Here is an 18,912-nt window from a genome sequence, read left to right as displayed (position 1 = left end):
GCCCGCCAACGCGATAGGTCGACCAGGTGCCCGGGGGAGCCTGTCATGTTGCGCCGACGGGCAGTACCGAACCGTGCCGGCGGCCGCCGCCGGCCCCACCCGCCGACCCGGTCAGAGGCGGGGTGTGGCGCCGCCGAACGGCAGGACCGTCACACGGCGGGCCAGTAGCCACGCGCCGTTGTGATGCTCGAAGACGTCCTCGTACTGGCCGACGTTCGCCGGTGCCGGAGGCGGCACCATCTCGCCCCGATAACCGTCGACCCGGTACGTGACCAGGTAGGAGGTGCCGGTCGCCCGGGTCGGTGACTCGACGTCGATCAGGACGTTGGTGCACAGCCGCCGCGACATGCGATCGGCGGGACGCGACGCGAAGTAGGCCCGCAACTCCTGCCGCCCGCGGACCAGCCGGTCACCGTCCGGCCACTCCCAGATGCCGTTGGGCGTGAACAGCTCCGCGACCGATCCCGGATCCCCGAGATCCAACCGGCGGAGGAACTCCACGAGCAGTCGTTGGCATTCGTGCTCGGCAAGCATTCTCGTCAGCGCGTCCACGACGGACATCCTGGCACCCAGGACGGTGGCGGATCTGGTTCGGGTGCGGCAGCCGGCCAGAGTCAGCCCGGCACACCTCCGGGCGCGGGCATCTGCCAGCGGGTGATCTTGTCGAGGTGGACGGTGGCGGTCCAGCGGCCCGGCCCGGCCAAATCGGGGGTGCCGCACTCGGAACGGCCGTCGGCGGTCACGACACCGTCGTCAGCAGTGACGGAGTGGAAACGGTTCCGGTAGTCGGGGTACGTGGCGAAGAACGTGCGCCACGCCTCGGTGCAGGCGGCCTTGCCGGTGACCGTCGTGCCTGAGGCGTCGATCAACGTGTGGTCATCGGACATCAACGCCACGAGACCGTCCAGATCGCGGTGGTTGATCCGGTCTTTGAAGGCGATCACGGCCGCGCGGGGCTCGTACGCCATGGTGTTGCTGTAGTCGATGTCGGTCTCGCCGAACCGCCGGGCGAGGACCGCATCGTTGTCGGGGAAGAGGGCCCGGAGGCGAAGCATCCGGGAAGGAATCTCCGGCGGCTCCGGACCGCGGTCGTCCTCCATCGCGTCCTCGACGTCGTCGATCTCCCGGAACAGAGCGTCCACGTCGCCGGTGATCTCCCCGTAGGCCTCGTTCGCGGCGTACTGGAAACCCTCCGCCAGCAGCGCATACCTGTCGAGTCTGCCGGCCGCCATCAGCAGCACCGCCGGATGGTCGGCGAGATTGTCCGGGTCGGCGACGATGAGGTCATACCAGTGCCGGCCGAGAGCGACCAGCCCGGCGCAGAAGTCGGTGAACCCGTCGTCGCCGACACCGAGCGTCATCACGTAGAGCGCCTGGTGCACGCCCTTGCGGAGGGACAGACGGCCCTGCAACCGGGAGAAGCGGACCTCGAACGCCAGGATCTCCGGCAGGGGCAGCGCCTTCAGACGCGCGACGAGCGCATCGCCCACCACGACGTCGAGGGTGTGCTCCTCGTTGTCGCACGCGTCCCAGTCGAGGTTCGCGTCGGCCCGCGCGGCCTCGATGATCTCCCAGCAGCGCTCGGTGTCCACGGCGGTATGGTCGCACAGCGTTACGCTGCGGTGGTGCCAGCCCTGATCGAAGTCGTCACCGTCATCGACGCCGCCCCGGCCACGGTGTTCGATCTCGAACTCGACGTGGACGTCCACGCCGCGTCGCTGGCCGGCAGCCGGGAGACGGCGAGCTCGCGTCGCCGGCAGCTGACGCTCGGTGACGAGGTGACGTTCCGTGCCCGCCATTTCGGGTTGATCTGGCGCATGACCAGCCGGATCAGTGCGTACGAGCGCCCGTCACGTTTCGTCGACGAGCAGACCCGCGGGCCCTTCCGGGCGATGCGTCACGAGCATCTCTTCGAAGCCCGCGGTGACGGATCAACGCGCATGACCGACCGGCTGACGATCACCGCACCGTTCGGCCCGCTCGGTGCGGTGGTGACCCGCTACGTGCTGGCCCCCTATCTGGAGCGCCTGCTGCGGAAACGCGGCGACTACGTCAAGCGGGCGGCCGAGACAGGTCGAAGAGTTCGTTGACGGTGCCGTAAAACATCGTGGTGCGGCCCCGCGCGGTCATGCCGAGCCGCCGGCAGACGGCCTGGGAGGCGTGATTGTCCGGATCGGTCACGGCGACGACCCTGGTCAGACCACGGGCAAAGGCATCCTGGAGTACGGCCTCCGCCGCCTCGGTCGCGTAGCCGTGTCCCCAGGCGTCCGGGTGCAGGTGCCAGCCGATCTCGACTTCCGGCGGGTCGGCGGGCGACTCGCCGGCGGACATCGGGATCGGCTTGAGCAGCAGGTTGCCGGCCAGCCGGCCGTCGGTCGTGGTGATCGCCCAGATCCCGTGAACGGGATGATCGACGGCACGGCGGCGTCCGATCGACGCGAGCGCGTCCGCCCTGGTCCGCATCATGGTGGGATGGGGACCGAGGAAGCGTACGACCTCCCAGCGCGACTCCAGATCCAGCAGGAAATCGGCGTCGTCGTCCCGCCAGGGGCGCAGCAGGAGACGGGCGGTCGTGATCGTGCGCATGCCACATTGTGGACCGCGATCCGTAGTGTGCGGGACAGACCGGTGAGAGGCGGAGGACGAGAATGAAGTTCGGGCTGTACGGGCTGCACCGCGACCGCAACGTCGACCCCACCGTCCTGGCCCGGCGGGCCCGGCTGGCCGAGGAGGCCGGCTTCGAGTCACTGTGGGTCGGCGACCACATCGCGCTGCCCGCCGGCGAGGGCAACCCGCCACGGCTGGAAGCCATGGTCGCGCTGACCTATCTCGCGGCCGTGACCAGCCGGGTCCGCCTCGGCGTCGGCCTGATCGTGCTCCCGCAACGCCAGCCGGTGCTGCTCGCCAAACAACTCACCTCACTGGACGTGGTGTCCGGTGGGCGGCTGACCGTCGCCGTCGGTGCCGGATACGTCGAACCGGAACTCAACGCCATGGGGGTGACCCTCGCCGAGCGGGGCGCGCGGACCGACGAATACCTGGCCGTGATGCGTGCGCTGTGGGCGGCCGCACCCTCGTTCGACGGACGGTTCGTGTCGTACTCCGGTGTCGTCCAGCATCCGTCGCCCGTCCAGCGCCCGCACCCGCCGATCGTGGTCGGCGGTCACTCGGCGGCCGCCTACCGCCGGGCGGTCCGGCAGGGCAGCGGATGGTACGGCTGGGGCCTCGACCCGGACGAGACCGCGCAGACCCTGACGGTGCTGGCCGAGACCGCCCGCCGTGAGCAGCGGCCGGCGGACCTCGGCGAACTGGAGATCACCATCACCCCGCCGGTGCCACCGGACCTCGACACCGTCCGCCGCTACGCCGACGCGGGCGTCGACCGGCTCATCATCGAACTGGAAGGCCTCGACGACGCCGAGGTCGAGGGCCTGATCGCAGCGGTGGGCGAGAACCTGACCGGGAGGATCTGACTGCTGGAGGCGTACGCCGTACGCCGGGATCGGGTTTTGAAAGAATGGTGTCGTGGGTGCGTGGGGTGTCGGGCCGTTCGACAACGACGACGCCGCGGACTTCGCCGGTGGGCTGGACGAGGCATCGCCGGGAGCGCGCATCGTCTATCCCTTGCCGACCTGCGCCGGGTCCTCGAACCGCCGCAGCAGGAGGCGCTGTTCGATCTCTTCTAGACTGGGCGGCCATGGGGATCCTGGACATCACGAACAGTCATGCCGGCTGGCTGACGCTGTGGCTCGAACCGCTGGGGGAGGACCGGTGGATGCGGCCGGGGGAGACGTTCCGGATCCGGTCCGACTACGACGGTGACGAGCGGGACTTCCTGATCGACCTCTCGGCCGCCGCCAAGGACCGTGCGGCCGGGATCGAGAACGTGACCGTCAGCATCGAGCGGGGCAGCCCCTACGCGCGGGTGACCGACGACAACGGGAACGTCGTCGAGTGCGGCCACCAGCGGCCGGCGGAGATCCACGCGAAATGGGCGAGGATCACCAGGTCACTCGGCCAGCCATGACAGATCCGGCGCCGGGAGTACGGTGACCGCGCCCTCGCGGATCTGCCAGGTCTCGGCGTCCTCACGATCCTCCAAGGTGATCACGAACAGGCCCCTCGGCCAGTCGTCGTCCTCGTCGGCCGGCGGCAGTGCGGCGAGCTGGTCGATCTGCTCGCGGAACCAGCCGATCTGGCGCTGCCGGATGTCGCCGCCGTAGAACAGGTAGAGCGACCAGTTGAACGGCTTCGCGGGGAAGGCCCAGCCACCCGAGTACAGCTCGTGCCGGTTCTGGTCGATGATCTGTTCCGCCTGGGCCCGCTGCTCGAAGTCGATCTCCAGCCAGCCCCGCACCGACGCATACATCCCCATGATCGACACCGTAGTCGTTCACGCGAACCATTCAAGGGCCGATCGCTGCCCGGCCGCTTGTGCGGCTCAATCGGTGGCCTCATCGTGCGGATCGCTGCCGTTCAGCGGGAGCGGCTGGTGCACCACCAGTCGCGAGCGGCGGCCGGCGAAAGCCTCCCTTAGTGCCCGGGCCTCGTAATTCTTCCGGGAGAAGAGACCTGCTCGATCGACGTGGATGACGAGGACGTCGTGGCGATCGATGACGTCCGAGATTCCCCTCGCCTGGATCGTGTCGCGCCAAGCGTCGATGTTTCGCCCGAACCAGGGCGGGAGGCCGCAAGGACCGGAAACGGCATCCCAGAAGTCGTCGAGCGTCTCGATCCCGTTGCCTCGCAAGTCGACGACCAGTTCCTTGGCCACGTCACTCCTTCATCTTGTGGGGACTCCCTCGGACAGTGTTCACGATGACGGGACGGTGCCCCGTGCTTCAAGCGGGCGGCCGTGGACGCCGCCGTGGTGACGATCAGATGGTGAAGCCACCATCCACGTTGACCGTGGCTCCCGTGATGTAGCTGCCGCCCGGGCCGGCGAGGAACGCCACCGTGGCGGCCACGTCGGCCGGGCTCGCGTAGTGACCGAGTGCGGTGAACCCGTTGATGGCGGCGGCGTTCGGACCGTCTGCCGGGTTCAGTTCGGTGTCGGTGGGCCCCGGATTCACCAGATTCACCGTGATCGCTCTGCCGCCGAGTTCGCGGCCGAGTGCCTTGGTCAGGCCCGTCAACGCGGTCTTGCTCATCGCGTACAACGAGAAACCGGGGAAGACCGCCCGCTCGGCCACGTTGCTGCCGATGTTGATGATCCGCCCACCGGCGGGCATGTGGCGGACCACAGCCTGCGAGGCGACGAACGGTGCCCGGACGTTCACCGCGACGGTCTGCTCGAACTCTGCCAGGCTCAGCTGCTCGATCGGTCCGAGCAGGAAGGCGCCGGCGTTGTTCACCAGAATGTCCAACCGCCCCAGTTCGCCGGACGCCCGGTCGACCGCGGCGGCCACCGCGGCAGGGTCGGCACTGTCGGCCTGGATGGCGATCGCCCGCCGTCCGGCGGTCTTGATCTGGTCCACTACTTCGTCGGCGCGTCGTCGGTTCTGCTGGAACGTGAATGCGACATCAGCGCCATCCTCGGCCAGACGCAGCGCCACGGCAGCGCCGATACCGCGACCCCCGCCGGTGACCAGGGCGACCTTGTCAGCAAGTCCGTTGTTCATGACAGCAAGCCTGGTCGACGGCAACTCGGCTGTCTGGCGGTGATCGGACGCCGCGTTCCACCACCCGCCGACGCGACATCCTCTTCCGGTGCCGGCCGCGCGCCGCCACAGCGAGTCGTCTCAGTAGGCGGCACGCCGAGTCAGCAATCGGTACGCGATGGTGAGGCCGGGGACGACCGAGAACTTGCCGCTCGCATGATTCGATAGTCTGGCGAGGCACGGCAGCCATGGGCTCCCACGAAAACCGCTACTGACCTTTCAAGGTCAGTACATGCGGATGCTGTGCTCGGTGCATGCCCAACTGCGCGCCCCGATCATCCTGGTCTGGGACAACCTGAATCACCACGTCAGCGCGGTGATGCGTGCGTTCGTGGACGCCCACGGCTGGCTGACCGTGGTGCAGTTGCCCGGCTACGCCCCGGAACTCAACCCGACCGAGAGCGTCTGGTCGCACATCAAGCGCGGGATCGGCAACTTGGCCCCGTGCACGATCGCCGATCTCGCCGCGATCGTGCGCAGCCGGCTCAAGAGTCTGCAGTACCGGCCCGAGCTACTTGACGCGTTCCTCGCCGGGACCGGCTTGGCGTTGCGCCCGCAACCACCTTGATCAACTCACCCTGACCATTCAACCTCGGTACACCGGCCCGAAGTACGCCCGGCGCACGATCGCAACGGCCTCGAACATCCGACTGACGCGAACCCCACGATTGATCTGCCGGCCAAGATGCGTTCGACCGAGACAGAAATGATAGGCACATGCGCGTTCCTGCTGCTACTCGGTCGCCTTTTCAATCAGCTCTCCGAGGTATGCGGAGAATGCCGTTGCACCGATTTTGTCGGCGGCGGTGCGGCTGATCCTCAGGACGAGGACGGCTTGTTCAGGTTGTTTTGCCGCAAGTAGTATTTGTCCGAGTATATTGCCGACGGTGGCGATTCCGTCTGGCCGTTGGAGTTGTTGAAGGAGACGGAAGGAGTCGGCGAGTAGCGGGAATGCGGCGTCGTAGTCATTGCGTGCAAGTGCTATCTGGGCGAGCCCCCACTTGGACGACGCGATGCCGTCGAGGTTACCCAAAGCCTCGTCGACCCTCAGCCGTTCGAGCTGAAGCTCGGCGGCTTCGTCGTAGTCGCCGCGCTGGTAAAGGATGTCGGCGATCTTGCCCCAGGCGAGCGCCGTCTCGCGGGCGTCGCCGAGTCGTTCGTAGACGGGCAGCTCGATCTCGCGGCGGATGCGTAGGGCTTCGTCGTAGTCGCCGCGCTGGAACATGATGTCGGCGATCTTGCCCCAGGTGATCGCCGCCGATCGAATGTCGCCGAGTCGTTCGTAGACGGGTAGTTGGATCTCGCGTCGGATGCGTAGTGCTTCGTCGTAGTCGCCGCGCCGGTTGAGAATGTCGGCGATGTCGCCCCAGGTGATTGCCGTTGATCGGCTGTCGCCGAGTCGTTCGTAGACGGGCAGCTCGATCTCGCGGCGGATGCGTAGGGCTTCGTCGTAGTCGCCGCGCTGGAACATGATGTCGGCGATGTCGCCCCAGGTGATCGCCGCTGATCGGGTGTCGCCGAGTCGTTCGTAGACGGGCAGTTGGATCTCGCGGCGGATGCGTAGGGTCTCGTCGTAGTCGCCGCGTCGGTAGAGGATGTCGGCGATGTCGCCCCAGGTGGCCGCCGTCGATCGGGTGTCGCCGAGTCGTTCGTAGACCGGCAGTTCGACGTCGCGTCGGATGCGTAGTGCTTCGTCGTAGTCGCCGCGTCGGTAGAGGATGTCGGCGATGTTGCCCCAGGTGATTGCCGTTGATCGGGTGTCGCCGAGTCGTTCGTAGACGGGTAGTTGGATCTCGCGGCGGATGCGTAGGGTCTCGTCGTAGTCGCCGCGTTGGTAGAGGATGTCGGCGATGTTGCCCCAGGTGATTGCCGTTGATCGGGTGTCGCCGAGTCGTTCGTAGACGGGTAGTTGGATCTCGCGTCGGATGCGTAGGGTCTCGTCGTAGTCGCCGCGTTGGTAGAGGATGTCGGCGATGTTGCCCCAGGTGATTGCCGTTGATCGGGTGTCGCCGAGTCGTTCGTAGACGGGCAGCTCGATCTCGCGTCGGATGCGTAGTGCTTCGTCGTTGTCGCCGCGGTGGTAGAGGATATCGGCGATGTTGCCCCAGGTGATCGCTGTCTCGCGGGTGTCGGCGAGTCGTTCGTAGACGGGTAGTTGGATCTCGCGGCGGATGCGTAGTGCTTCGTCGTAGTCGCCGCGTTGGTAGAGGATGTCGGCGAGGGTGCCCTGGCAGACGGCGGCCTCCCGTTCGGATCCGCCGTTGGCGAACAGTTGGTGTGCTTGGTGCAGGAGTTGTTCGGCCTGGTCCGGCTCGCCGCGGTCGATCAAGTTGCGGGCATGCTCGGCGATCGCCCGGGCCTGGTCGAGGGGGTCGGCGAGTTCGGCATGGGCGTGAGCCTGGTTGACGGCGCGGGTGAACAGTTCGTGGGCGGCGTCGCCGTCGCCGCTGGTTCTGGCTGCGGCGGCGACCCGCCGCAGCAGAAACACCGGAACCGGCCGGTGGTGACGGTCCAGCAGGTCGACGGCTGCGCGGCCGAGACGGAACGCGTCGACGGCCGGACCGGACCGCAGAGCGTGAACGGCGTCGGCGGCGCAGGCAGCGGTGACATCCGGGTCGCCGGCATGAAGGGCGAGGCGGGTCAGCTGCAGATCCATGTCGTAGCTGCGGCGGTCGCCGAGTTCGGTGCCGCCCCAGGCGGCGAACAACGGACCGACGGTGACGGCCGCGAGGGTGGCGGTCTCGTCGTCGGTCAGGGGGGTGATCCGGCCGGCAGCCAGCGCGTTGGCGGCCACCGCACGACGCTGCGAGTCGAAACCGTCGGGGTACACGTCGAGTAGACCCAGCCCGATCAGGCGGGCCGGTGATCCTCCGCTGCGGTCGGCCAGCACCGCGACGACCGGCTCCGGTAGGGGCAGGTCGAACAGGGTGAGATCGCGCAGCAGTGCCCGATGCGGTGGGCCGGCCTGGTCGAGCAACTCGTCGAGGGCCAGCCTTTCGAGGAAGGCCCGGATCTCGGTCTCGGACGGCAGGTCACCCTGCTGCAGGTAGGACTCCATACCGGCGACGGCGGACTCGGCGCGGGCCAGGTCGACCTGCTCGCCGTACACCAGCCGGGAGCCGATCAGGTCCTGCAACCCCGGATTGCCCCGGCTGACCGCCACCGCCCGACCCGCCAGCCCGTCCCGCTCAGCCCGCCGCTGCGACGACACCAACGCCCGCTGCCGACTCAGGAGTTTGCGTTGCGCGACCTGCGACAACGGCCGCAACGCAATCTGCTCCAGGCGGTCCGGCAGGGAATCCAGAGTGAACTGGTAGCGGCTGGTCACCAGCAACCGGCTGTCCGTCTCCGCCGGATCGAACGCCCGCAACACCGCAGCCAGCACCGGCGCCACCACCGGATCCACTCGATGCGGGCCGTTCGGATTGGCGACCAGCACCTGTTCGAGATCATCAATCACCAGCAGCAACGGCCGACGGCCCGCCTCACTGCTCGCACACGGCCCGGACAACAAGTCGATCAGCAGGGTCTCCAACGACTCCGGCCGATCACGCACCGCCTCCCGACGCGAATCGACCAACTCGCGGGCGGCGGGGTCGGTGCGGACCGCGTCAGCGATCGCATCCACGATCGCGGCGGCGGTGTAGTCACCGAACACCACCGCCAACGCCAAATCCGGGCGCCGGTCAGCGATCCGCGCCGCCAGACTCGACTTACCCAACCGGCCCTGCCCGTGCAACAACACCCCCGCCCTATCACCCGAACCCAACGCCCGCAGCGCCCGCTGCAGCTCCGGCCGGCGGCCGACGAACATCTGCGGCGCCGCCACGGGCACGTGTTTCTTACCGTCGAGGAACGCCTTGGTTCCGGCCACCGCCGACACCCGCGACCGACGCCTGGTGCCGCCGACCACGGGGCCGCCGCCGGCCGGGCCGAGCCACAACCGCGCCAGATGCCAATCCGACCGCACCCGGCTGTCCTCGTGCTCGAGCAGGCTGCGGCGAGCGTCACCGACCGCGGACGCCAGATTCACCCGGTTACCCAACTGCGCATACAACTGCCGGGCGAACACCGTCGCCGCCCGATCATCGACCGAACCGTCCCAGCCCAGCACCGCCGGTACTCCTGCCGCAACCAGCGACGTCGCCATCGAATGCGCGACCATCACCCCCGGCTCGCCAGCAGTGGCCCGCCGGCCCTCGCCGGCGGGGAGAAGGCCTTCCGTGTTCGCGGGCGTCGCGGTCAGACACGCGGAGACGAACAATAACCGCGGTAGCACCGGTAGCAGCCGGACCAGGTCAGCGGCCGTGGTCGGCAGGCCATCGCCGAACTCGTCCTCCATCATCAGTACCGGCACCCCGGGCTCATCCGGTCGCTGCCGCCAGTTGTTGACGCCGTGACATGACAGGTGCAGCACCGGCAGCCCACCCACATCAGCCAGGCGCCGGCCCAACTGGCCCGGATTGCCGGTGTCCTCCACGAGCAGGTCGACCCGGGCGTCGTCGACCGCCGACAGGATCGCGGCCTCCTCCGCCTCGAAATCCAGCTCGTGCTGACCCCGCGGCGACGACGCCATGAACGCCAACCCCAACCGGAACCCATCCGCACCAGCCGCCACCGCCGACGGCGCACCGAGGCGGCGCACCACCACGAACCGGACCACCGCATCCGCAGCCAGAAACCCACCACCAGGACGCGCCAACAACTCCAACGGCGCCCGCAACAACGCCCACACCCGACCCGACGGCGACCGCGGCCCCCGCACCTCGAACGTCACCTGCCCCGGCACCAACTCCAACAACCGCGACAACCCGGCGCCATCACCGTCCAGCCACGACCACAACTGTCGGCCCAACCCGAGGAACACCTCATCAGCTGCGCCGGCCTGAACCGCCCGCACATACCGCACACCGACATCAGCCAGGAAGGTCTCGTCCGTCTCCGACAACACCCGCCGCGAGCCGACCCGCTCACCAGCGGCCAGCAACTCCCAGCTAGAACCGTCGACCACGATGCCGGTGACCATCGACCCACCCCCAACGACGACCTCGCGAGAAGCGACGAACAGCAAATCCCCGGTCCGAATCTAGAACATCACCCCCAGCGAACCCAATTGATCAAACCCTCTTGACTGACCCGACCTGAAACCCGGACACAAAGACGATCAAGAAGTCGAAAAGGCCAGCTCAGGGCCGAACCGCTGGCCAATTCCAAGGAGTGAGAGTGAACCCAGAATCACCTCGGACAATTGTGGCAACATTGTCCATAAAGGCGCGAGTCAACTCGACGGCATTGCGAGGCGTGCTCACATCTACGCTCATCGCCACCCGCACCCGACACCCACAGCAAGACCGCTTACCCGAATCCAGGACGAGGATGAACGCACGCAATCCCATGAAGGTGATCGTTCATCCTCGCTATCACGACAACCAGCGCATACGAACGCACGCCGCCGCCACCCCTGACCAGCAATGCGTGGGCCGATGGCCGCCACTGCGTGACGGTGGATCTTGTCCGGCTGCCTTGGGCGAGCGGAGACACCACTGAGAGCAAGCCAGGCAAGATCAACGACCGGGCCGAATCCGCGAGATAGGGGGTGGCGGAGGCATCGTGGGTGATCGGGCCGCTCAGGCGACCGGATATCCGGTAGGGCCGTCGGCGTCGGGGAGAGGCCAGGGTACGGGCCACAGCCCGTACGGCCGGTTCGGTTCTGGATAGCGATTCGGGAAACGCGGTTGCCGGAAGCCGACCGCGCCGCCTCGGACGTCTGCACTGGGCAGGTCGAAGAAGACGCGGCCACCCGCCCAGCCGTCGGCCGGGATGTCGTACGAGGTGAACTCTCCCCGCCGCCCCTGTGGTGTCGGCTGATGGATCGTCCCGTCGGCCGCGGCGAACACGAACTCCCACAGGCTGGCACTCCCCGGACAACCCGGGGAGGCCACCGCCGCGTCGACCACCAACCAGACGCGACCATCGATGTGAGGTGCCCACCCGACCGATCTCATCGTGTAGAGCTGCCCGTTCCGGGCGATGGCCTCGTCGAGCCGGGCGAGCACCGGAAGCCCGGCAGGCGGATCGAAGGTCACACATTGCCCTTGCGTGGAGTGGACGACGAACGAACCCAGCAGAATGGCGCGGCGCGGGGCGGCCGGGTCACCCAAGGCGATGAGCTGCGGGGCATCAAGAATTTCACGGGCCGGAGGTACGGACGCCGAGGACCCACCGATCATCAGCACGGCCGCCGTCACGGCACCGACCCACACCCTCCGCACGTCTGTCGTACATCGGCACCAGCCCGACGTGGCTGAGTAGTCGTGGCTGCCGGTCGCGCCGCGCCGCCCAGTGATCAGACCCGATCATGCAGGTTGACGCGGGACCGATAGGTCTCGTAGGCCGGCTTGGGAAGGTAGTCACCGGTGCAGAGACCGAAGGTGCCGAGCGGTGATTCATCGTCGGAGTCGGCGTCGGAGAGCGCGAAGAGCTCGAACTGCGTAGCCCCCGCCGCGGCGGATGCGTCGATCAGTGCGGTCAGCGAGGAGACCTGACCCGCGGGTGTGCGGTGCGCACCGCTGGGGCTGCCCGCCTCGGCGATGTGAAGTGGCAGATCAGCGGGGAAGTGCGCCTCGGCCAGGCGGCGGCGAAGGTGGTCCAGAGCGTGCGAGGTGGCGGCGTGCACGTCGTCGAGGGGTGAGAATCCGTCGGGGTAGAGGCCGAGGCCCACGTAGTCGACATGCGCGGCGAATGCGGCGTACGGCATTGAAGTGAGGTTCTTCCAGAAGTCGTCGTCGCCGCCGAGCCATTCGGCGGGTTCGGCGAGCGAGAAGCCGACCTTGACGTCGTCGCGGACGCGGGCGCGGGCGTGGGGCAGCCCCTGGGTGAGTGCGGCGATCACGCCGGGTGAGCTGCCGTCGATGAGCGGGATGGGAAAGTTCGCCTCGAGGGTGACCTGGAGGTATCGGACCAGGTGGCCGTAGCGGTCGAGAGCGCGGTCGATGAAGTCGAGCCAGCCGTCGAGGTCGGCGACCGGTGGCAGGTAGCTGAGCACGAGGTCCAGCTCGCGGCCGCCGGTGACATACCAGTCGTCGGGCATGGTCAGGTGGTCGAGGTCGTTCGATGCGTCGATCTCTTGTTCCAGGGCGGTGTTGTCGCCGCACCAGTGGACATATTCGCGGATCACGAAGGGCTTCCCGCCGGACAGGTCGTCGACCAGTGGGCCGATCCGAAGTGGGTCGGGGGGACCGGCGCAGGTGGCTCCGGCGCGGCTGCCGACGTAGATACCGAACTTCATGCGAGCACCTCCAGGTCGCCGCCGGCGAGTCGGTCGGCGGTCTCGGTCAGCCAGGTGATCTCGGTGGCCAGCACGCGCAGCCAGTAGTGGACCTCGATCATCTGGATTTCGGGCAGGCCGGGCGGGAGCACCGGCGTCTCGCGGCGCAGGCGCTCCGCGCGAGCACGCAGCACGGCGATCGCCTCGGCGGCGGGCAGGATGCCCAGGTAGGCCACGGCGGTGAGGAAGTCGGCCGAGGCGGCTGCCGTTTCGGTGAGTCCTTCGCGAACTCGGGAACGGAACAGGTTGATCCCGGCATCGGTGGGCCGGTAGATGGTCCTGGCCGGGCGGTTGGCGACGCTCTCCGGGGCGCCGGCGATGAGCAGACCGCTGTCGGCCAGCGATTTCAGCAGCGTGACCACGCTGCTGCGGCGGATCTTGAGGTGCGCGTAGCGGGTTTCCAGGCGTGTGGTGACCTCGTAGGCATGGGCAGGTTGCTCGACGAGCAGGCCGAGGATCGGGAGTACGAGACTGTTGCGTGCGGCATCCAGCGGCATGCCGTCGACCTTATAGGCGTATACGTCTAACGGCAAGCTCCGGCGTCGTCAGGCTTCTCGGTTGGTCCCGGCATGCAGCACCCGGACGATGTTCGCCAGCCATGCGGCCTCGTCGTCGTCGCCACAGACCCAGTCGGTGAACCACTTGCTCTCCGGATCGGCGACAACCTCGAGGGCCCGGCCCGCAGCCCTGATCAACTCCTCGCCGGGATCGGTCAGGAGGGCGTCTGTCCACTCGGCGTCGTCATCGGGAACGTAGTCATCCGAACTCTGCGGATCGAGGACGACCGAGCCGCCCGGCAGCACCAGCGCGACAAGGGACGCGGCGGCGATGACCTCCTTCGGCCAGAACGGCACTTCTGTGCCGGCCGGGGCCGGGGCGAACACGGCGGCGAAGAGTTCGTGCAGGCGTGCCCTCCGCTCGTCCGCACCCATCTGAGCGAGGTCGTCGATGACATCCATCGCCTGGTCGTTGTCGAAGGGACCGTCTCCCCAGCTGCCCATCAGTCATTAGCTCACACGGCTGCGGTTACGGGCGTGTACCGTGCCGGATCATGGACGGCAGGATCTGGTTCCCCGGGAACCCGTGGCCCGATGGGCATCGGGTCGAGGACTTCGCCTGGACCGGTCGGCTCGACGAGGCCGGCCGGTTGTGGTTCGACCTCACGCTCCGAAGCGCGTTCTACGACGAGACGGGCGGCAGCGACGAAGACGAGGGTGCGGAACCGGACGACCAGTCGGACTGGGAATCCCCGATCGGCTGGAACAACTACCACCGGTGCACCCTGTCGTCGTCCTACTGGGAGGACGCCACCGGACTGCTCGCGGCGACGCCCGATCGGTCGTTCCCGCTCCTCTCCCCGGAGCCCCGGTCGCTGACAGCCGACCCGTTGCCGATCGAGGACCTGGACGCCGAACCGGCCTTCCATATCTACCTGCTCGGGCACGACTCGGTCGCCGACCACACGGTCACCTTCACCGCTGACGGCGATGGTGGCCATCGCATCGACTGGCAGGGTGCGATCGCGCTGACCTACGGGGGCGACGAGACCTTCCGCTACGGGTTCCGTGCCGAGATCCGCGGGGCCCGCCTCACCCACATCGCGTCGCCGGACGCGACGGCCGCCCCGGAGGCGCGCCGGCAGGTGGCGCACCTGCTGGCCGTACCGGAAAAGGTTGCGGAATCGCTGTTGACCGTCGCGTAGCTCACCGGCTCAGGACGGCCTGGCGGACCCGGTGACGGCGCAGGCTGAACGCCATGTCGGCCAGGGAAATCAAGATCAACAGAGCGACGATCTCCTTCGCGGTACGGTCGGCGGCTCCCGAAACGAACACGGGGGCGGCCACGACCCACGTCAGCACCACGCACATGACCAGGCTCAGGACCAGGTCGGCCTGCCGGGTCCACGACAGCCAGCGGCCCTGACCGATCACGATCGCCTGCAGCGCCAGACTCAGGATCAGCAGGGCCAGCACGACCGGACCGCGTACGGCGAGGAAGTCGTCGTCGTACTCCATGGCGTGGTAAGCGGCGGGTGCCGCCCGGCCGCCGCTGACCAGGCGCAGCATGCCCGGAGGGTCGACCAGCGCCAGCGTGCCCGCGATGTAGAACACCAGCGCCGCGAGCCGCCCGGGCCGGCTGATCCGGTCGGTCGGGATCGGGCGCGGCTTCCACGCCTCGTCCGGATGGCGCCGGCGCCACCAGCCGGCCACCGCGAACCACGCCGCGAGCAGGCCCAGCCAGGCGAACAGGAACGGCGTCGCCCGGTCGGCCGCCGCGGCCGGATCGCGCTGTGGCGGCACATGATCGATGAGCTCGCCGAGCATCGCCCCGGCCAGGATCAGCACCGCACCGCCGGCGGCCAGGGTGAACAGCCGCCGCGAGTCCGACGGGTCGATCAGCACGATCGGCGCACGGTAGCGGGCGGCGACCTCGGCGGGGCGGCCGAAACCGGCCAGCACCGCGGCCACCGCCTCCGCACGGCCGGGCCTGGTCTCGGCGGCGTCGGCCACCTCCTGGACGATCAGGTCGTGCAGCTCGCGGGCCACGTCGGCGCGCTGCCGGTGGGGCAGCAGGAGCACGACCTCGGCCACATATCCGTCGATCATCTCGTCAGGTGTCATCGCTCTGCCCCTCGTCCAGGATGTCGCCCATCGCCTTGGTCATGCCGTGCCACGTCGCCGTCAGCCTGGCCAGCAGGTCGGCGCCGGCCTCGCTGAGCACGTAGTAGCGCCGGGACGGGCCCTGGGTGCCGTGCCACTCGCTGGTCAGAACGCCCTGGCTCTCCAGCCGCCGCAACAGCGGATAGAGCGTGCCCTCCTCGATCGGCATGCCCGCCGCGATCAGGGACTGGCGCAGCTCGTAGCCGTATCGCAGGGTGCGCAGCCGGGACAGGACGGCGAGCACAACGACGCCACGGCGCAGCTCCAGTTCGAGCTTGTCGTGCACGTCGCCTACCATGCGCCACACTGTACTGTATGGCGCACAGTAGAGGCTAGTGTCAGAACGCGGCGGCGATCGGTTCGAGATCGGCGATCAGCGTGTCGAGCTCGCCGGGACCGAGGATCTCGTAGGGCGGAGCGGCCAGCTCGTCGGTCAGGGCCTCGATCCGGTCCTTCATCTGCCGGCCGGCCTCGGTGAATCCGTCGGCGGCGTCGACCAGGCCCCGGGCACGCAGGCCGTCCACGACGGCGGCCAGCTGCGGCCGGGGCAGATGGTGGACACGGCCGAACTCCTCGGGACGCATACCCAGGGAAAGCGCGAGCAGGACGTGGGCCTCGGTGCCGCCGATGCCGTGGGCGACCAGGGCGGCGTTGTGGCCGTCACCGCGGTGCTCCCGCAGCAGCGTGGCCGCGTGCCAGAGCCGGGCGACCGGCTCCGTCGGCACGGCCAGGGCCCGGAGCCCGGCATACAGCACCCGGCCCTCGGTCGGGGCGCTGACCGCCGCGCGGGTGGCGAGATCGGCGGCCCGCGCCAGGCCGGGGGAGTCGGCCAGGTCACCGATGGCCTGCCGCAGGGCCGCGGTGCTTCCCCTTTCGCGTACGGCAATCGCCTCTTGCGGGGTGACCTTGCCCCACACCCACGGGATGTGGCGCGCGACCTCGCCATCGGCGAAGTTGTAGAAGACCGCGTGGACCACCTCGGCCGGCGCCGGCCCCAGCGGCGCGGCCCGGCCCGCGAAGTAGCCGTCCCAGTAGTTGCGCATGCCGACGGCCAGGAACGCCTCGTTCGCCACCTCGGAGAACGTGACGGTGGCGATCGGCTCGATGAGCTCGAACATGCGGCGGATCTTGGCCAGTGGATGCGGCATCGCTCGACATCTCCCGCGGTCGTGGCGGCACCCTCGTGGGCGGCCGCTCACTCAACCTACGAACGATCCCGCCCGAATACGACAACGACCTCGCCGACGTCGAAAGGTCAGGTTCACAGGGGAGTCCCTCGGCCACCGGGCTGGACACCGCAGATGCGGCATGCTCTTCGGGGGCGTCGGGCCTCGTCTCCGCAGACGAAACAGCGGCCGACCGGGGAGACTCCGGCCTCGCACGCGTCGAGAACACGGCCGACCACCAGCGGGAGTGGCTCGCCCGGATGCGTCTGCGGCTCGGGGCAGTAGGCGATGCCGTTGCATCCCCAGGAGTTCCACGGATGCAGGGTGGCCGGGGACCGCCGGCCCTCCTGCTTCTCGGCCCGGCGCCGGTCGGCGAACGCGACCGCCCGGGGCAGCACCAGTGCACGGGCGGCCTCGAGCTCGTCGAGTGCGCGGACCAGGGAATCCGGGTCCTTCTCGATGCGGCGCGGGATGCGGTGGGCGGCCTCGAGATGGTTCCACGTGGCGGTGAAACCCAGCGGTGCGAAATGGTGGATGCAGTTCCGCAGCCGGGAGCGGCGGCGGTGCGGCGGCAGGCTCACGTCGCGGACCAGCCGGGCGAGCGCGGGGAAGCTTGTCACCCGGCGAGCCTAGGTGAGCCGGACCTCGACGTAGGCGTCCGGTAGCTCGGCCTCCGGCCAGGTGATCAGCAGCGGCAGCACGTCCGGGGCCGGGCGGGCCAGGGCGAACTCGGCGGTGGACTCGAAATGCCCGTCGCCGCCGCCCGACTCGCCGTACAGCGGACGCAGCTGGACCGCCTCGCCGCCGAGGACGACCGCCACCGACGGGCCCATGTGGTCGTACCGGAAGGCATCGATGTCCCCGTCGGCCATCGTGGTGACCGCCATGGCCACGCCCCCGGCGACCGCGGTCAGGCGCGACAGCACCACCACCGCCGTATCGCTGCGGCACAGGACCTGCTGCCCCGCGACGATGCGGCCCGCCTCGATCGCCGGGTGGTCCGGCGGATGCTCGCCGAGCCGGTGCCGCAGACCAGGTGGGGGAGCGGTGAACCGGGCAGGCGCCTCCCATACCGAGACGGTGCCGCGCTCGACGGCCGTCCGGCCCGGCAGCGGCAGGTCGACGACGGTCTCCGGGAACCCGATCTCCGGCCAGGCGAGGACCATCGACATCCGGTCGAACAGCGGCGGCAGGTCGACGACCGATCGGTACTCGTAGCCGTCACTCGACGTGCGCGACGGATACTCCCACAGGGCGTGATCGCCCGCGCCGAGCCAGCCGACGCGCAGGTCGAGGCCCTCGTCGTAGGCGGGCAGCAGCCTGCGGGCGGCTGCGGCGACGGCCGGAAGGCTGCGGGGGCGGCGGGCGATCAGGTCCAGCTCGACACCGCCGGGGCGGGCGATCGCGGACACCACACCGACAGTCAGCACCTGACTTTCGGCGATCAGCCCACCGCGGTGGGCCGTCACCCCCAGCGTGTCCCTCATAGCGGTCCCGGGAAACGGGGTGCCGGCCAGGACGGATCAGCGCGGAAACCGGTGTACGTGTCGTCGAACGGGAACTCGGCGGCCTCGATGAGCTTGATCAGCCGTTCCCCCTCGGCGCGGATCACCGGGGCCTCGTCGGCGTCGAAGTAGAGCGGGTGACCGATCCGGCCGGCGAACTCCTCGACGTCCTTCCACCGCCACTCCCGCTCCGCCGTGGCGACGACGTCCAGGACATGGTCGGTGGTCTCCACCCCGTCGTCGCGGCGGGTGAACGGCGCCTCCAGATTCACGTACCAGCCGGTGAAGACACCCTCCTGGAAGAACCACCACACCGAGTACGCCGCGTCGGCCGGCATCAGGATCAGGACGTCCGAATACAACCATCCACGGGCTTCCAGCACCGGCGACACCATGGCGTCCGGCGACACCTCGTGGGCGCTGGCCCCGCCGGCGTCGACGAGTGTCGCGAAGTCACCGCCGACGGGCTGCCACAACAGCAGCCCGTCCGCGTCGTCGCGGATCACCCGCATGGCCTGCGCCCACATCAGCCACTCGCCGCGAACGTATCGACGAACGATGGTCTGCCCCGGCTCGAATCGCATTCGGGAACCG

At 68.9% G+C, this 18,912-nt stretch carries 22 protein-coding genes; 5 read left to right on the top strand and 17 right to left on the bottom strand.

Annotated elements, in window-relative coordinates; genetic code table 11:
• Window positions 1-111 precede the first annotated feature (111 nt).
• Together ACFO0C_RS00675 and ACFO0C_RS00670 are read right to left on the bottom strand one after the other, a co-directional pair.
• Complete coding sequence (locus ACFO0C_RS00675) at window positions 112-561, bottom strand: nuclear transport factor 2 family protein (RefSeq protein WP_378064437.1); 450 nt, start codon at window positions 559-561, stop codon at window positions 112-114.
• 53 nt (window positions 562-614) lie between these two features.
• Window positions 615-1,592, bottom strand: a complete 978-nt coding sequence (locus tag ACFO0C_RS00670; RefSeq protein ID WP_378064436.1) for a DUF4240 domain-containing protein — start codon at window positions 1,590-1,592, stop codon at window positions 615-617.
• Between the two features lie 33 nt (window positions 1,593-1,625).
• Between ACFO0C_RS00670 and ACFO0C_RS00665 the strand changes: the two genes are divergently transcribed.
• Complete coding sequence (locus tag ACFO0C_RS00665) at window positions 1,626-2,090, top strand: SRPBCC family protein (protein ID WP_378064435.1); 465 nt, start codon at window positions 1,626-1,628, stop codon at window positions 2,088-2,090.
• Here the strand turns inward: ACFO0C_RS00665 and ACFO0C_RS00660 are convergent.
• A complete protein-coding gene (locus ACFO0C_RS00660; RefSeq protein ID WP_378064434.1) occupies window positions 2,053-2,586 on the bottom strand; it encodes a GNAT family N-acetyltransferase in 534 nt (177 codons plus the stop codon). The two genes, ACFO0C_RS00665 and ACFO0C_RS00660, sit on opposite strands and share 38 nt — an antisense overlap.
• Window positions 2,587-2,648: 62 nt before the next feature.
• Between ACFO0C_RS00660 and ACFO0C_RS00655 the strand changes: the two genes are divergently transcribed.
• Window positions 2,649-3,473 (top strand): LLM class F420-dependent oxidoreductase, encoded by an 825-nt coding sequence (locus ACFO0C_RS00655; RefSeq protein ID WP_378064433.1) that lies wholly within the window; start codon window positions 2,649-2,651, stop codon window positions 3,471-3,473.
• 52 nt (window positions 3,474-3,525) lie between these two features.
• Window positions 3,526-3,822: a DUF4259 domain-containing protein gene (locus ACFO0C_RS00650; protein WP_378064432.1), complete on the top strand. Its 297-nt coding sequence runs from the start codon at window positions 3,526-3,528 to the stop codon at window positions 3,820-3,822.
• Window positions 3,823-4,009: 187 nt separating this feature from the next.
• Here the strand turns inward: ACFO0C_RS00650 and ACFO0C_RS00645 are convergent, their stop codons facing one another.
• From ACFO0C_RS00645 to ACFO0C_RS00635, 3 genes are all read right to left on the bottom strand, one after another.
• Window positions 4,010-4,375, bottom strand: a complete 366-nt coding sequence (locus tag ACFO0C_RS00645; RefSeq protein WP_378064430.1) for a hypothetical protein — start codon at window positions 4,373-4,375, stop codon at window positions 4,010-4,012.
• A gap of 66 nt (window positions 4,376-4,441) precedes the next feature.
• Window positions 4,442-4,774, bottom strand: a complete 333-nt coding sequence (locus tag ACFO0C_RS00640; RefSeq protein WP_378064429.1) for a barstar family protein — start codon at window positions 4,772-4,774, stop codon at window positions 4,442-4,444.
• Window positions 4,775-4,877: 103 nt separating this feature from the next.
• A complete protein-coding gene (locus tag ACFO0C_RS00635; RefSeq protein ID WP_378064428.1) occupies window positions 4,878-5,621 on the bottom strand; it encodes an SDR family NAD(P)-dependent oxidoreductase in 744 nt (247 codons plus the stop codon).
• Between the two features lie 271 nt (window positions 5,622-5,892).
• Here ACFO0C_RS00635 and ACFO0C_RS00630 point away from each other — a divergent pair, with 271 nt between their 5' ends.
• Window positions 5,893-6,228, top strand: a complete 336-nt coding sequence (locus tag ACFO0C_RS00630) for a transposase (protein ID WP_378064427.1) — start codon at window positions 5,893-5,895, stop codon at window positions 6,226-6,228.
• Between the two features lie 165 nt (window positions 6,229-6,393).
• Here ACFO0C_RS00630 and ACFO0C_RS00625 read toward each other — a convergent pair whose 3' ends face one another.
• The 5 genes from ACFO0C_RS00625 to ACFO0C_RS00605 all read right to left on the bottom strand — a co-directional run bounded on the left by ACFO0C_RS00625 (window position 6,394) and on the right by ACFO0C_RS00605 (window position 13,988).
• The gene (locus ACFO0C_RS00625) at window positions 6,394-10,686 is read right to left on the bottom strand and encodes a tetratricopeptide repeat protein (protein WP_378064426.1); all 4,293 of its coding nucleotides are present in this window, start codon (window positions 10,684-10,686) and stop codon (window positions 6,394-6,396) included.
• Window positions 10,687-11,287: 601 nt separating this feature from the next.
• On the bottom strand, window positions 11,288-11,746 hold the full coding sequence (locus tag ACFO0C_RS00620; protein ID WP_378064425.1) for a hypothetical protein: 459 nt from the start codon (window positions 11,744-11,746) through the stop codon (window positions 11,288-11,290).
• A 260-nt stretch (window positions 11,747-12,006) separates the two neighbouring features.
• Window positions 12,007-12,948, bottom strand: coding sequence for a hypothetical protein (locus ACFO0C_RS00615; RefSeq protein ID WP_378064424.1), 942 nt, complete (start codon window positions 12,946-12,948; stop codon window positions 12,007-12,009).
• Window positions 12,945-13,484: a PadR family transcriptional regulator gene (locus ACFO0C_RS00610; RefSeq protein WP_378064423.1), complete on the bottom strand. Its 540-nt coding sequence runs from the start codon at window positions 13,482-13,484 to the stop codon at window positions 12,945-12,947. The genes ACFO0C_RS00615 and ACFO0C_RS00610 overlap by 4 nt, the downstream gene beginning before the upstream one ends.
• A 48-nt stretch (window positions 13,485-13,532) precedes the next feature.
• Window positions 13,533-13,988, bottom strand: a complete 456-nt coding sequence (locus ACFO0C_RS00605; RefSeq protein WP_378064422.1) for a DUF4259 domain-containing protein — start codon at window positions 13,986-13,988, stop codon at window positions 13,533-13,535.
• Window positions 13,989-14,038: 50 nt separating this feature from the next.
• On the opposite strand from ACFO0C_RS00605, the gene ACFO0C_RS00600 reads away from it, so the two are divergent.
• Entirely contained in the window at window positions 14,039-14,689 is a 651-nt protein-coding gene (locus ACFO0C_RS00600) for a hypothetical protein (RefSeq protein ID WP_378064421.1), read from the top strand.
• A 1-nt stretch (window position 14,690) separates the two neighbouring features.
• Here the strand turns inward: ACFO0C_RS00600 and ACFO0C_RS00595 are convergent, their stop codons facing one another.
• The 6 genes from ACFO0C_RS00595 to ACFO0C_RS00570 form a co-directional block, all read right to left on the bottom strand.
• Window positions 14,691-15,608: a hypothetical protein gene (locus tag ACFO0C_RS00595; RefSeq protein ID WP_378064420.1), complete on the bottom strand. Its 918-nt coding sequence runs from the start codon at window positions 15,606-15,608 to the stop codon at window positions 14,691-14,693.
• Window positions 15,598-15,933: a PadR family transcriptional regulator gene (locus tag ACFO0C_RS00590; protein WP_378064419.1), complete on the bottom strand. Its 336-nt coding sequence runs from the start codon at window positions 15,931-15,933 to the stop codon at window positions 15,598-15,600. Before ACFO0C_RS00590 ends, ACFO0C_RS00595 begins: the two co-directional genes overlap by 11 nt.
• A gap of 52 nt (window positions 15,934-15,985) precedes the next feature.
• Entirely contained in the window at window positions 15,986-16,795 is an 810-nt protein-coding gene (locus tag ACFO0C_RS00585; protein WP_378064418.1) for a MarR family winged helix-turn-helix transcriptional regulator, read from the bottom strand.
• A 113-nt stretch (window positions 16,796-16,908) separates the two neighbouring features.
• Window positions 16,909-17,433 carry a hypothetical protein gene (locus ACFO0C_RS00580; RefSeq protein ID WP_378064417.1) on the bottom strand — a complete coding sequence of 175 codons (525 nt, stop codon included), beginning with the start codon at window positions 17,431-17,433 and terminating at the stop codon, window positions 16,909-16,911.
• Between the two features lie 9 nt (window positions 17,434-17,442).
• Window positions 17,443-18,300 carry a hypothetical protein gene (locus ACFO0C_RS00575; RefSeq protein WP_378064416.1) on the bottom strand — a complete coding sequence of 286 codons (858 nt, stop codon included), beginning with the start codon at window positions 18,298-18,300 and terminating at the stop codon, window positions 17,443-17,445.
• Window positions 18,297-18,902 carry a DUF402 domain-containing protein gene (locus tag ACFO0C_RS00570; RefSeq protein ID WP_378064415.1) on the bottom strand — a complete coding sequence of 202 codons (606 nt, stop codon included), beginning with the start codon at window positions 18,900-18,902 and terminating at the stop codon, window positions 18,297-18,299. The genes ACFO0C_RS00575 and ACFO0C_RS00570 overlap by 4 nt, the downstream gene beginning before the upstream one ends.
• Between the last annotated feature and the right edge of the window lie 10 nt (window positions 18,903-18,912).

The sequence above is a fragment of the Actinoplanes subglobosus genome, from assembly GCF_042650585.1.
Taxonomy (GTDB): Bacteria; Actinomycetota; Actinomycetes; order Mycobacteriales; family Micromonosporaceae; genus Actinoplanes; species Actinoplanes subglobosus.
The sequence above is the reverse complement of the archived record's forward strand: the minus strand, read 5'-3'. Positions and strand labels throughout refer to the sequence as shown.